This window comes from Xanthomonas arboricola pv. juglandis, from assembly GCF_905367715.1.
GTDB classification, from domain to species: Bacteria; Pseudomonadota; Gammaproteobacteria; order Xanthomonadales; family Xanthomonadaceae; genus Xanthomonas; species Xanthomonas arboricola.
On the sequence record NZ_HG999362.1, the window covers coordinates 1,719,452 to 1,732,028 of the forward strand.

Genomic DNA, 12,577 nt, shown 5'->3' on the forward strand with positions numbered 1-12,577 from the left:
AGCCGGCCCGCATCACGGCGCTGCTGGCGCGGCCAACAAGGTGCGTTCGTCCGCCTCACCATTGATCCTTGCGATGATGGTGCCGCGGCCGAACTGGGCCAGCGGTGCCCCCAGCGACCAGCGCATGGTCTGGCCGGGCAGGACATAACCCACCAGCCCGTTCAATGCCGTCCTGGTCGTGCCATCGACCCGATGCTGCAGGTCGGCGACCTGGGCGTGCCCATTGCCGGTGTTGCTGATCTGGATCTGCGCATTGCCGTCGCTGCCGGCAATCACCTGCGTGCTCAAGGTCGGGGTGGATTCGGTCTTGCCCGGCGGCAGCAGGAAGATCGGCACCGAGTAGCGCAACACGAACTGCATACCCTTGCGATCCGCATCGGCGTTGGGCAGTTCGTCGACGATGATGCGGTAGCAGACTTCCTCGCTGGTCGGCGCGGGCCCGGCGCGAATCACCCGAATCAGCTGGCGCTCGCCGGCGGCCAGCGTGCGCATCGGCGGGCTGATCAGCAGTTCCTGGGTCGGGTCGAGCTGGTCCTTGCCGTCACGCTGGGTCCAGCGATAGGCGCGGGTCTGCACCTGCACCGGCGCGCTGCCGCTGTTGCTCAGCCAGAGCCCGTCGGCGGACTGCTGTGCGCTCAGCGTCAGCGAGGTCGGCGCCAGCTGCAGGCTGGCCGCATGGGCCGGCTGCAGCGGCACGCCGCTGCCAAGCGCCAGCGTCAGGCTCAATCCGGCCGCGACTAGCCAGGCCGGCATCCGGTACGACAGGCGGTGGTGCAATGGCATGCGCGCGCTCAGTAGACGATCGTGGCGGTGATGGTGTCTTGGTAGGTACCGGTCGCGGGATTGTTGGCCGACGGGTTGGTCACGCGGCCGTAGACCGGATAGACCTGGTTGATGCCGGTGGCGGTGCGGCTCAGCGTATTGGTGCCGGTGGTGCTGCCCCATACCGTGCTGCGGCCCAGATCCTGGTACAGCTGGTAGGCGATGAAGTTGTTGGTGGTGACCAGCGCATCGGTGTTCTTCATGCGGCGGGTGGTGACGTCGTTGGCGGTGCCGGCATTGCTGCCCGCGCTCAAGGCGATGTTGTACGGGGTCAGCGCGGTGCACTGCGCGGTCACGCTGCCGTTGGCGTCGGCGTTGGCGGTGGAGGTGGACAACACCGAGCCGAAGTCGACGTCCGTCGCCGAGGCAGCGGTGATGGTGCAGGCCTTGGTGACGGCGATCTTGACGTTGAATGTGGTGGTATCTGCTGCAGTGGCAACGCCAATGGTCGAGAGCAGGCCGAGGGACAGCAGGACAGGGCGGACAGTACGCATGGACATTTCCTTGACCGGTCTGGTCATTGGTGACGCGACGACTCGTCGCCCTGCCTCCAATGCATCAGCTGTGCCAAAGATTACCCTGAATGATTTGGCTATCTCGCTGTTTATCCTGAGAGTTTTCGCAAAATTGCGATGTCTTTCGGATGACCCCGTTCATGGACTTTTTGACGCGCGCGGTAGTGCGTCACACATGAATACGCGGCGCCGCCAGTTTCCTGCTGCCCCGTCCGTTTTGACGGCGGATTGCCTCCAGCAGAAAAAACGCCCGCGCAGGCCGTTCAGATTCAGCCCGAATCGGCGATAATCGCTGTCATGAGCGTCAATCTGAAAACTAAAGAAGAAATCGAACTGATGCGCGTCGCCGGCCGTCTGGCTGCCGAGGTGCTCGATGTCGTGGCGCCGTATGTGCAGGCGGGTGTGACCACGGCCGAGCTGGACCGCATCTGCCATGACCACATCGTCAACGTGCAAGGCACCATTCCTGCCAACGTCGGCTACCGCGGCTTTCCCAAGAGCGTATGCACCTCGGTCAACAACGTGATCTGTCACGGCATCCCGAGCGCGGCCAAGGTCCTGAAGGACGGCGACATCGTCAATATCGATGTCACCGTCATCAAGGACGGCTGGCATGGCGACACCAGCCGCATGTATTACGTCGGCACGCCGTCGGTGATGGCCAAGCGGCTGGTGGAAACCACCTACGAGGCGATGTGGCGCGGCATCCGTGCGGTCAAGCCGGGCGCAACGCTGGGCGATGTCGGCCACGCGATCCAGAAGTTCGCCGAAGCCGAGCGTTTCAGCGTGGTGCGCGACTACTGCGGCCACGGCATCGGCAAGGTCTACCACGACGAGCCGCAGGTGATGCATTACGGCCGTCCCGGCGAAGGCCTGGTGCTCAAGCCCGGCATGACCTTCACCATCGAGCCGATGATCAACGAAGGCACCTACCACCATAAGACCCTGCCGGACGGCTGGACCGTGGTGACCAAGGACCGCAAGTTGTCCGCGCAGTGGGAACACATGGTCGCGGTGACCGAAGATGGCGTGGATGTGCTGACGCTGTCGCCGAACGCTCCCGCTCCGGTATGACGGCCACGCCGGCGGACCGACCCGACCCGGGTGTCGCCGGCGATGCCGAGTGGGCCGCGCAAGCGCGCCCGCTGCTGGTGCATGCCGACATGCGGCTGTGCAAGCGCTTCGACCAGGGCGAGCCGATCGAACGCCTGGTGGCCCTGCGTGCCCGCGCGGTCGATCAATTGATGCGCAATGCGTGGACGCGCTGCATCCCGGCCGATGCCGGGCTGTCGTTGCATGCCGTCGGCGGTTATGGGCGCGGTGAACTGTTCCCGCGCTCGGATGTGGATGTGCTGGTGCTGGGCAAGACCGGCGTGCAGCAACAGCATGAGCAGGCCCTGGCGCGGCTGTTCGCCTTGCTGTGGGATGTGGGACTGCCGATCAGCCACGCGGTGCGCTCGCCGGCGCAGTGCACCGCCGCGGCCGCCGATCAGACGGTGCTGACCGCCTTGATCGAATCGCGCCCGCTGGTGGCCGGCAGCCAGGCGCGTGCCGCGCTGGCGGCAGCGATTTCGCCGCAACAGGTGTGGCCGGCGCGCGAGTTCTTCCAGGCCAAGCGCGAAGAGCTACTGGCGCGACACCAGCGCTTCGGCGATACCGCCGACAATCTGGAGCCGGACATCAAGGACGGCCCCGGCGGTCTGCGCGACCTGCAGACGCTGGGCTGGATGGCGCTGCGCGCGTTCGGGGTCAAGGATCTGGAGGCGCTGGTCGGGCTCGGCCATGTCGGTTTCGACGAGGCCGTAGCGCTGCGGCGCGAACGCGAGGAGCTGGCGCGCTTACGCTTCGGCCTGCATCTGGTCGCCAAACGGCCGGAAGAGCGGCTGGGGTTCGATTACCAGAAGACGCTCGCCGAGCGGCTGGGCTTTGCCGACGACCCGGAAAGCCTGGGCGTGGAAAAGATGATGCAGCGCTTCTACCGCAGCGCTGCGTTGATCCGCCGTATCAGCGACCGCTTGCTGCAACGCTTCGAAGAACAGTTCGACGGCGAGGCGGTGCCGGAGCCGCTGGGCGAGGGCTTCAGTCTGCGTCGCGGTTATCTGGCCGCAGATGCAGAGGACTGGCCGGCCGGCGATGTGCTGCAGGTCTTTGCGCTGTTTGCGCAGTGGGCGGCGCACCGCGAGGTACGCGGGCTGCATTCGCTGACCGCGCGCGCGCTGGCCGAGGTGCTGCGCGAGTTGCCGGCCTACGACGTCGCCGATGCGACCGCGCGCGACCGCTTCATGGCACTGCTGCGCGGCCCGCGGGCGGTGGAGTCGCTCAACCGCATGGCGCGCCTGGGTGTGCTCGGCCAATGGATTCCGGCATTCGCCAGCGTGTCCGGGCGCATGCAGTTCGACCTGTTCCATGTCTACACGGTGGACCAGCACACCTTGATGGTGCTGCGGAACATCTCGCTGTTTGCCGCCGGTCGCGCCGACGAGCGTTTTTCGATCACCCACGAAGTCTGGCCGCGCCTGCGCAAGCCGGAATTGCTGCTGCTGGCCGGCCTGTTTCACGACATCGCCAAGGGCCGCGGCGGCGATCATTCCGAGCTGGGCGCGGTGGATGCGCGCGCGTTCTGCCAGGCGCACCGGCTCAGCGAAGGCGATACCGCGCTGGTGGCCTGGCTGGTCGAACAGCATCTGCGCATGTCGGTCACCGCGCAGAAGCAGGACATCTCCGACCCGGAGGTAATCCACCGTTTCGCGACCCTGGTCGGCACGCGCGAGCGCCTGGATTACCTGTATCTGCTGACCTGCGCCGACATTGCCGGCACCAGTCCCAAGCTGTGGAACGCGTGGAAGGACCGGCTGCTGGCCGACCTGTATTTCGCCGCGCGGCGCGCGCTGCGCGAGGGCCTGGAGCATCCGCCGCCGCGCGAAGAGCGCCTGCGCGAAGCGCGCGAGTCCGCTCGCGCGCTGATGCAGGCGCAAGGCCACGACGATGCCACCATCGACCGCCAGTTCGCCGGCATGCCGGATGAAAACTTCCTGCGCTTCCGTCCCGAGCAACTGGCCTGGCAGGCGGTGTCGCTGATCGAGGTGCAGATCGGCCAGACCATGGTCAAGGCGCGGCGCGCGGTGCCGGACAACGATGCGCTGGAAGTGTTCGTGTATTCCCCCGATCGCGATGGTTTGTTCTCCGCGATCGTCGCCACGCTGGATCGCAAGGGGTATGGCATCCATCGCGCCCGCGTGCTGGATGCGCCGCACGATGCGATCTTCGACGTGTTCGAAGTGCTGCCGCAGGACAGTTCCGCCGATGGCGACCCGCAGCGCCTGGCCGCAGCCTTGCGCCAGGTGCTGGCCGGCGACCTGCACAAGGTGCGGCCCTCGCGGCGTGCGGTGCCGCGCCAGCTGCGCCACTTCCGCTTTGCGCCGCGCGTGGAGTTCAGCGAGAGCGCCGGTGGCCGCCGCACCCGCATCAGTCTGGTTGCGCCCGATCGCCCCGGCTTGCTGGCCGATGTGGCCAATGTGCTGCGCCTGCAACACCTGCGTGTACACGATGCGCGCATCGCCACCTTCGGCGAGCGCGCCGAAGACCAGTTCCAGATCACCGACGAGCACGACCGCCCGTTGCCCGAATCCGCCCGGCAGGCGCTGCGCGACGCGCTGTGCGCCTGCCTCGATCCCACCTAAGTAGTCCGTTCGGAGACCCCCCATGGCCACCAGCAAGAAGACCGCGCGCAAGCAGGGCGCGACCCCCACCGGCGCAGCGCCCAAGCGCGCGCCGAGCAAGAGCGGCAAAGTGCCCCAGGCACCGGCCGTCGACAAGCGCAAGGCCACCGCGGTGGCTGCTAAGCCTGTGGCCGCCAGCAAGAGCGTTACCAAGCAGGTGACCAAGAAAAGCGCGACCAAGCCGGCGACCAGTGCGGCCCCGCGCGTGGCCAAGCAGCCGACCAGCGTGGTGTCCGCACCGGCCGCCAAGAAGGCTGCAGCCGCGAAGAAACTGCCGATCGCCGAAAAGACCGTGCGCGGCGCTGCAACGCCGGTGGGTACTGACGAGCTCAAGTTCGGCATCGAAAGCGCATTCGAGCGCCGCGCCAGCCTGACCGTCGACGAGATCGACGGCTCCACCCGCGCCATTGTCACCCGCGTCATCGACGGCCTGGAGACTGGTGAGTTCCGTGTCGCCGAGCCGGACGGGCAGGGTGGCTGGACCGTCAACGAGTGGTTGAAGAAGGCGGTGCTGCTGTATTTCCGCGTCAACGAGATGGCCGTGATCGACGCGCAGCCGGCACCGTTCTGGGACAAGGTGGAGTCGCGTTTTGCCGGCTTCGGCGAGGCCGAGTTCCGCAAGGCCGGCGTGCGTGTGGTGCCGGGTGCGGTGGCGCGGCGCGGCAGCTACTTCGGCAAGGACGTGGTGCTGATGCCGAGCTTCACCAATATCGGCGCGTATGTGGGCGAAGGCACCATGGTCGATACTTGGGCCACGGTGGGGTCGTGTGCGCAGATCGGCGCGCATTGCCATCTGTCCGGCGGCGCCGGCATCGGCGGCGTGCTCGAACCGCTGCAGGCCAGCCCGACCATCATCGAGGATCATTGCTTCATCGGTGCGCGTTCGGAAGTGGTCGAAGGCGTGGTCATCGGGCACCACAGCGTGATCGGCATGGGCGTGTTCATCAGCCAGAGCACACGCATCTACAACCGCGCCACCGGCGAGATTTCCTACGGTTACGTGCCGCCTTATAGCGTAGTGGTGTCCGGCCAGCTGCCGTCGAAAGATGGCTCGCACTCGCTGTATTGCGCGGTGATCGTCAAGCAGGTGGATGCCAAGACGCGCAGCAAGACCAGCGTCAACGAATTGCTGCGCGGCCTGGCCGATTGAGTACCGCGCAGCCTGCGCGCGGCACCATGCTGTCGCGGCCGCTCAGTGGCTGGGTCCGTTGGGGCATCCCGGCCCTGTGGTTGGGATGGGTAGCGCTCTACGTGGCAGGCTCGCTGCTGCGCGATGGCGTGCCGCAGCAGTTGGAGGTCCTGCGCTGGCTGGCGCCTGCACTGGTGGTGCTGATGACCCTGCGTCTGGCATGGGCATCCGCCCGCTGGGCACAGGTCCGCGATGCGGGCGATGCACTGGAGATCGTGCAACAAGGACGGTCGCAGCATGTGGACCTGGCCGAGTTGCGCTCGGTCGATGCGGCATGGCTGATTCCGCCGCGGCGGATGGCGCTGAAATTCCACGGCACACGCGCCGATGTGATGTTCCTGCCCGCACACGGGCAGGAACACGATCAACTGGTAACCACCCTGTTGGCGCGTGCAAACGCGCGCCGCGGAGTCGAAAAGGCGACGACATGACCACGCTCTATGGATTGAAGAACTGCGACACCTGCAAGAAGGCGACCAAGTGGCTGGACCGCTTCGGCGTGGCCTACAGCTTCGTCGATTACCGCGAGCACACGCCCGCGCCGGAGACGTTGGTGGATTGGGCCGGCCAGGCCGGCGGATTCGAGGCCTTGATCAACAAGTCCTCGACTACCTGGCGCCAGCTGCCCGACAACAAGAAGACGCCGGGTTCGGACGCCGAATGGAAGCTGCTGCTGCGCGAATACCCGCAATTGATCCGCCGCCCGGTGGTGGTGAGCGACGATGGCGCGCTCAGCCAGGGCTTCTCCGACAACGGGTTCAAGGCGCGCTTCAACATCGCCTGATGGCGCCACCGCGTCATCGGTTCGCACAGGCCTGTGCGGGGCGGGCGCGGGGAAGGCAGGCGACCTGCCGATGCCGGCAGCCCAGGTGCATCTTTTATCGGAAGGACGAGCATGACCAGTGACGTACTGCAACTGACCTGCGAGCTGATCGCACGTGCCTCGGTGACACCGGACGATGCTGGCTGCCAGGCGCTGCTTGCGCGGCGCCTGGAGGCTGCCGGATTCGCTTGCGAGCATCTGCGCCTGGGCCAGGTCGACAATCTGTGGGCCACACATGGCAGCGGTACGCCGGTGCTGGTGCTGCTTGGCCACACCGATGTGGTGCCGCCGGGGCCGCGCGAGGCCTGGACCAGCGATCCGTTCGATCCGCAGATCCGCGATGGTGTGCTGTACGGGCGCGGGACGGCCGACATGAAGGGCAGCGTGGCCGCCTTCGCGATCGCTGCCGAACAGTTCGTCGCCGCCCACCCGCAGCATGCCGGCACGCTGGCGGTGTTGCTGACCTCCGATGAAGAAGGCGATGCCATCGACGGCGTGCGGCGAGTGGCCGAGCTGTTCCGCGCGCGCGGGCAGGCGATCGACTGGTGCATCACCGGCGAGCCGTCGTCCACCGAACGGCTGGGCGACCTGCTGCGCGTGGGCCGCCGCGGCAGTCTGTCCGGCACGTTGGTCGTCAAGGGCGTGCAGGGGCACGTGGCGTATCCGCACAAGGCGCGCAATCCGATCCATCTGGCCGCGCCGGCCTTGGCCGAGCTGGTGGCGCGGCAGTGGGACGAGGGTTTCGAGAGTTTTCCGCCGACCAGCCTGCAGGTGTCGAACATCCATGCCGGCACCGGCGCCAATAACGTGATTCCGGGCGAGCTGCAGGTGGCCTTCAATCTGCGCTACACCCCGCTGTGGGATGCGCCGCGGCTGGAAGCGGAAATCACCGCATTGCTGGATCGCCACGGGCTGGACTATGCGCTGCGCTGGCATCGCAGCGGCGAGCCGTTCTACACCCCGGAAGGCCGCCTGCGCAGCGTCGCACGCGAGGTGCTGGGCCAGTTCGCCGGCGCACCGCCGGAAGAAAGCACCGGCGGCGGCACCTCCGATGCGCGCTTCATCGCGCCGCTGGGTGCGCAATGCATCGAGGTCGGCCCGGTCAACGCCAGCATCCACCAGGTCGACGAGCACGTGCGCGTGGCCGACCTGGAAGCGCTGCCGGCGTTGTACCGCACGCTGATCGAACGCCTGCTGGTCTGAGTTGCCAGGACATGCCCATGCCGCGCGCTGGTTTGCACACTACGCAGCCAGCGCACGGCACGCGTTCACCTGCGGCATGCCGATGCTGCTGCGCGACGCGGGCATCGCCAAGCTGCACTAAGACCTTTTGGATTGCAGCAGCATCGCGCTTGCATCGCGCTTGCATCGCGCTTGCATTGCATTGCATTGCATTGCATTGCATTGCATTGCCAGGTGGCATGGACGCACAAGGCTCGGGGGGCTAGTCGAACGTCCAGAACGGCGATTTGATCGCCTCGCGCCAATGCGATTCGTCCGCGATATAGAACGTCTGTGCGGACGCCTTGGCAAACCAGGTTGCCGCCGTCTCCACGTCGCGCGTCACGCCGCTGCTGCCGCGTCCGAGCAGCAGACCAGAGAAATACTGACCATACACATTGCCCTGGTCCGCCGCGCGCCGGTACCAGCACAGCGCCTCCGTACCGTCTCTGTCCACGCCACCCATTCCTTTTTCATGGAGTGCGCCAAGATCGACCTGCGCCTCGGCATCGCCGTTACGGGCGCGGCGCTGGATGTCGCGTACCAGCGGGTGCAATGCACCTCCGCTTGGCGCGATGGCGGCGGGAAGCCCCGACGATCCTGATGCGGAGCGCTCATAGATCGTCGCGCGCAGATCCCAGCGCAACGCCGCAGCCGCCTCCCCACGGTCGCGGTGAAACTTGGCGAGCTCGGCGATGGCATACGGGTTTCCATGCATGGCCGCTGCCAGGTACCAATGCTCGCCCTTGCGCGGCGACGCACGTAATGCGACGCGCTGGTCGATGTAGGGGCTGTCGGGATGGAAGAGCGTCCCGCTTGCCCAGATCCGTCCCAGCGCCAGTTCGGCGCGGGTGTTGCGGAACGTCCACGGGGCGATCGCAGCGGCACGTTCGTACCAGTGGATGGCGCGCGGGTCGTTGCGTGCCTCCAGGCGTTCGGCCGCACTCCACGCGCTGTCGAAACTGCCATCGGCCGCGTGTTGTTCCAGCTGCTGCAGATAGACTGGATCGGTGCGTGGAGGGGCGCTGCTGCAGGCCTGCAGCAACACTGCAAGCAACAGGGCCAGGGGCGGCATGCGTCCGATGCGTGGGGTCATTCCATTACTGCCGATTGTTGGGGGCGGTCATTATCCTCGCAATACGCCGGTGCGACCGCGGCGTGGTCTGCGATGCCGGGCTTGGTTGCCATCGCAACAGTTGCGCCGCCGTCGAAAGCGGGATACGGTCGAGGCATGTCATCGCTCCTGCCCAACCTCGTCAATAACGCCAACCGCAACAATCTGCGCGCGAACAATCGTGCGCGGCCGATGCGGGTCTGCGACTAGGCGAAGTAAAACCAAACGCCCAGGAATCAGAGAACCCGCATCGGCCGATGCGGGTTTTTTTATGGGTGTCATTCTCGTGCAGCACGCTCTTCCATCGGCCGCCAACCCCCGCAGTTTCATCAGGAGTGTTTCCATGTGTTCCATCTTCGGTATTTTCGGCCTGCAACCCGGTGACGATCTGCAGGCATTACGCAGGCAGGCACTGGAATGTTCGCAGCGGCAGCGTCACCGTGGCCCGGACTGGAGCGGCGTGTATGTCGACGCCGGTGCGATCCTGGTGCACGAGCGGCTGGCCATCGTCGACCCGGCTGGCGGCTCGCAGCCCTTGTTGTCAGAAGATGGCGCGCTTGCGCTCGCGGTGAATGGCGAGATCTACAACCATCGCGAGCTCAAGCAGGAGCTGGTGCAGCCATACGCCTTCCAGACCGGCTCCGATTGCGAGGTGATCAATGCGCTGTACCGCGAGGATGCGCCGGCCTCCTACCTCAACCGCCTCAACGGCATCTTTGCGTTCGCGCTATGGGACAAGGCGGCCGGGCGGGTGCTCATCGCGCGTGACCCGATCGGCGTGGTGCCGCTGTACTGGGGCCACGATCGCGAAGGCCGCTTGCGGGTTGCTTCCGAACTGAAATCGCTGGTGGACGATTGCGCCGATGCCGCGCAGTTTCCGCCCGGCCACTGGTACGACAGCGCCACCGGTGCACTGAGCCGCTATTACGAGCGCTCCTGGCGCGAATACGCCGAGGTGGAAGGCGTGCAGGTGCAGTTGCAGGAATTGCGCGAGGCCTTCGAGCGTGCGGTGCATCGTCAGTTGATGACCGATGTGCCGTACGGCGTGCTGCTGTCCGGCGGGCTGGATTCGTCGCTGGTCGCCGCCGTTGCCGCGCGCTATGCACGTCATCGCATCGAGGAGAACGACACCACCGAAGCCTGGTGGCCACGCCTGCATTCGTTCGCGATCGGCTTGAAAGGCTCGCCGGACCTGGCCGCCGCCGAAGTCGCCGCCGCCGCGCTGGGCACCGTGCATCACGGCTTCGAGTACAGCTTCGAGGAGGGCCTGGATGCGCTGCCGGAGGTCATCCGCCATATCGAAACCTATGACGTCACCACCATCCGCGCCTCCACGCCGATGTTCCTGCTGGCACGACGCATCAAGGCGATGGGCGTGAAGATGGTGCTGTCGGGCGAAGGCAGCGACGAAATCTTCGGTGGCTACCTGTATTTCCACAAGGCACCCAACGCACGCGAATTCCACGAGGAACTGGTACGCAAACTGGATGCACTCAACAACTACGATTGCCTGCGCGCCAACAAGTCGATGATGGCCTGGGGCGTGGAGCCACGTGTGCCGTTCCTGGATCGCGAGTTCCTGGACGTGGCCATGCGCATGGACGCCAGCTTCAAGATGATCGACAAGACCAGCAGCGGCGCCACGCGGATGGAAAAGGGCGTGTTGCGCGAAGCGTTTGCCGGCTATCTGCCCGAATCGATCCTGTGGCGGCAGAAAGAGCAGTTCAGCGATGGCGTGGGCTATGGCTGGATCGATGGACTCAAGGCGCACGCCGCCGCGCATGTCAGCGACCGCGAACTGGGCGCCGCCTCCAAGCGCTTTCCGGTCAATCCGCCGCAGACCAAGGAAGCCTATTTCTATCGCACGCTGTTCGAGCAATTCTTCCCCAGCCAGGCGGCTGCGGAGACGGTGCCCGGTGGCAAGTCGATCGCGTGTTCGTCACCGACTGCGATCGCCTGGGATGCCAGTTTCGCCGCGATGGCCGACCCGTCCGGCCGTGCGATTGCCGGTGTGCACGAACAGGCCTTGGCGTCGTAACGCTGCTGCATCGAGGTTGAAACTCAGCGGCCGGCATGCGCTCACGCGCTGCCGGCCGCCGCTGCGATCACTCGTGGCGCACGCAGTATCCGTAGCGTTGCGGCTCGATATCCACGCCGGCCACGTCGGCCTGGTTGTTGCGCCACAGGTTCGGCTTGAAGTCGGCCGCCGTGCAGTTTGCAGCGCGGTCCACACCGATGGTGTAGGTGAAGGGCGTATTGGAGAAGCGGTTGTTCTCGAACACGTTGTCCTGGCTCATGCTGTTGTCCCAGCACAGGATTTCCGGCGTGCGATAGCGGATGGCGCAGGCCAGGAACACGCCGGCGACCTTGTTGCCGTCGAACTGATTGTTGCTGAAGCGGTTGCGGCGCGCGTCGGACAGATAGATGCCCTGGCTGCCGTTGCGCTCGAAGCGGTTGTTGCGGATCTCGCTGTCTTCCAGATGCTCGGTGGTCAGGCCTGCAGCCACGTTGTCGTGGATGTAGTTGTTGACCATGGTGACCTTGGCGGTGCGGTTGAACGACACGCCGTCCCAGATCGCGCCGGACACATCGTTGTTTTCGATGGTGATCTCGCGGGTGTCGTACTCGCTCAGCAGGCAGGCACTGCGGCACTTGTTGACCTGCAGGCCGGCCAGCCGGATGCCCTGGCCGGAACGCACGACCACCGCGCTATTGCTCAGGTACGGACGCTCGGGCATGAATTCCTTGTCGCCAGTGCTGGCGACGATCTGCATGTCTTCGATGCTGACATTGCGGATCACGCCGGTCGGCTGCTGGTTTTCGTAGTCGCCGACCACCAGCGCCGGTTGCTGCACGCCATCGGCCATGCGCAGCACCGTGGTCGGGCCCTTGCCGCGCAAGACGAGATTGCCGCGGTGGATCGAGACCAGGCCGTTGAGCGGAAATTCGCCTTTTTCCAGGCACAGCACCGCAGGCGCATCGCCTTGCGGGAGCTTGTCGATGGCTTTCTGCAGATCCTGACCGGGGCGCACCTTGGCGGTACAGGCGGCGACCGGCGCATCTGGTGGGCCGGATTTGGCGGGCGGCGCTGCCGAGCAGGCAGTGGCAACGAGCAGGGGCAACAGGGCGGAAACGGAGCGGGCAAGCTGAGGCATGCGGATTCCGGTCAGTGGG

At 66.0% G+C, this 12,577-nt stretch carries 11 protein-coding genes; 7 read left to right on the forward strand and 4 right to left on the reverse strand.

What is annotated here, in order from left to right; all coding sequences use genetic code 11:
• Window positions 1-12: 12 nt before the first annotated feature.
• Entirely contained in the window at window positions 13-783 is a 771-nt protein-coding gene (locus tag KHN93_RS07365; protein ID WP_047125670.1) for a fimbrial biogenesis chaperone, read from the reverse strand.
• Window positions 784-791: 8 nt separating this feature from the next.
• A complete protein-coding gene (locus KHN93_RS07370) occupies window positions 792-1,316 on the reverse strand; it encodes a Csu type fimbrial protein (protein WP_039530071.1) in 525 nt (174 codons plus the stop codon).
• Window positions 1,317-1,634: 318 nt separating this feature from the next.
• Between KHN93_RS07370 and map the strand changes: the two genes are divergently transcribed.
• The 6 genes from map to dapE all read left to right on the forward strand — a co-directional run bounded on the left by map (window position 1,635) and on the right by dapE (window position 8,271).
• Window positions 1,635-2,411, forward strand: a complete 777-nt coding sequence (gene map / locus KHN93_RS07375; RefSeq protein WP_039520326.1) for a type I methionyl aminopeptidase — start codon at window positions 1,635-1,637, stop codon at window positions 2,409-2,411.
• Window positions 2,408-5,017, forward strand: a complete 2,610-nt coding sequence (locus KHN93_RS07380) for a [protein-PII] uridylyltransferase (protein ID WP_212579337.1) — start codon at window positions 2,408-2,410, stop codon at window positions 5,015-5,017. The genes map and KHN93_RS07380 overlap by 4 nt, the downstream gene beginning before the upstream one ends.
• Before the next feature lie 22 nt (window positions 5,018-5,039).
• A complete protein-coding gene (gene dapD, locus KHN93_RS07385; protein ID WP_212579338.1) occupies window positions 5,040-6,206 on the forward strand; it encodes a 2,3,4,5-tetrahydropyridine-2,6-dicarboxylate N-succinyltransferase in 1,167 nt (388 codons plus the stop codon).
• Entirely contained in the window at window positions 6,203-6,676 is a 474-nt protein-coding gene (locus KHN93_RS07390) for a hypothetical protein (RefSeq protein ID WP_212579339.1), read from the forward strand. Before dapD ends, KHN93_RS07390 begins: the two co-directional genes overlap by 4 nt.
• Window positions 6,673-7,029: an arsenate reductase gene (locus KHN93_RS07395; RefSeq protein ID WP_047124215.1), complete on the forward strand. Its 357-nt coding sequence runs from the start codon at window positions 6,673-6,675 to the stop codon at window positions 7,027-7,029. Before KHN93_RS07390 ends, KHN93_RS07395 begins: the two co-directional genes overlap by 4 nt.
• 111 nt (window positions 7,030-7,140) lie before the next feature.
• Window positions 7,141-8,271: a succinyl-diaminopimelate desuccinylase gene (gene dapE, locus KHN93_RS07400; RefSeq protein WP_212579340.1), complete on the forward strand. Its 1,131-nt coding sequence runs from the start codon at window positions 7,141-7,143 to the stop codon at window positions 8,269-8,271.
• 241 nt (window positions 8,272-8,512) lie between these two features.
• On the opposite strand, the gene KHN93_RS07405 is transcribed toward dapE, so the two are convergent.
• Entirely contained in the window at window positions 8,513-9,385 is an 873-nt protein-coding gene (locus KHN93_RS07405) for a tetratricopeptide repeat protein (protein WP_212579341.1), read from the reverse strand.
• Between the two features lie 361 nt (window positions 9,386-9,746).
• On the opposite strand from KHN93_RS07405, the gene asnB reads away from it, so the two are divergent.
• Window positions 9,747-11,441 (forward strand): asparagine synthase B, encoded by a 1,695-nt coding sequence (gene asnB / locus KHN93_RS07410; RefSeq protein ID WP_212579342.1) that lies wholly within the window; start codon window positions 9,747-9,749, stop codon window positions 11,439-11,441.
• A gap of 67 nt (window positions 11,442-11,508) precedes the next feature.
• On the opposite strand, the gene hpaM is transcribed toward asnB, so the two are convergent.
• Complete coding sequence (gene hpaM / locus KHN93_RS07415) at window positions 11,509-12,558, reverse strand: type III secretion-associated outer membrane-bound protein HpaM (protein WP_039511620.1); 1,050 nt, start codon at window positions 12,556-12,558, stop codon at window positions 11,509-11,511.
• Window positions 12,559-12,577 lie beyond the last annotated feature (19 nt).

What these genes read in the sequence shown, in the direction of transcription:
- KHN93_RS07365 (WP_047125670.1), bottom strand. Translation starts at nt 783, where the DNA reads ATGCCATTGCACCACCGCCTGTCGTACCGGATGCCGGCCTGGCTAGTC.
- KHN93_RS07370 (WP_039530071.1), bottom strand. Translation starts at nt 1,316, where the DNA reads ATGCGTACTGTCCGCCCTGTCCTGCTGTCCCTCGGCCTGCTCTCGACC.
- map (WP_039520326.1), top strand. Translation starts at nt 1,635, where the DNA reads ATGAGCGTCAATCTGAAAACTAAAGAAGAAATCGAACTGATGCGCGTC.
- KHN93_RS07380 (WP_212579337.1), top strand. Translation starts at nt 2,408, where the DNA reads ATGACGGCCACGCCGGCGGACCGACCCGACCCGGGTGTCGCCGGCGAT.
- dapD (WP_212579338.1), top strand. Translation starts at nt 5,040, where the DNA reads ATGGCCACCAGCAAGAAGACCGCGCGCAAGCAGGGCGCGACCCCCACC.
- KHN93_RS07395 (WP_047124215.1), top strand. Translation starts at nt 6,673, where the DNA reads ATGACCACGCTCTATGGATTGAAGAACTGCGACACCTGCAAGAAGGCG.
- dapE (WP_212579340.1), top strand. Translation starts at nt 7,141, where the DNA reads ATGACCAGTGACGTACTGCAACTGACCTGCGAGCTGATCGCACGTGCC.
- KHN93_RS07405 (WP_212579341.1), bottom strand. Translation starts at nt 9,385, where the DNA reads ATGACCCCACGCATCGGACGCATGCCGCCCCTGGCCCTGTTGCTTGCA.
- asnB (WP_212579342.1), top strand. Translation starts at nt 9,747, where the DNA reads ATGTGTTCCATCTTCGGTATTTTCGGCCTGCAACCCGGTGACGATCTG.
- hpaM (WP_039511620.1), bottom strand. Translation starts at nt 12,558, where the DNA reads ATGCCTCAGCTTGCCCGCTCCGTTTCCGCCCTGTTGCCCCTGCTCGTT.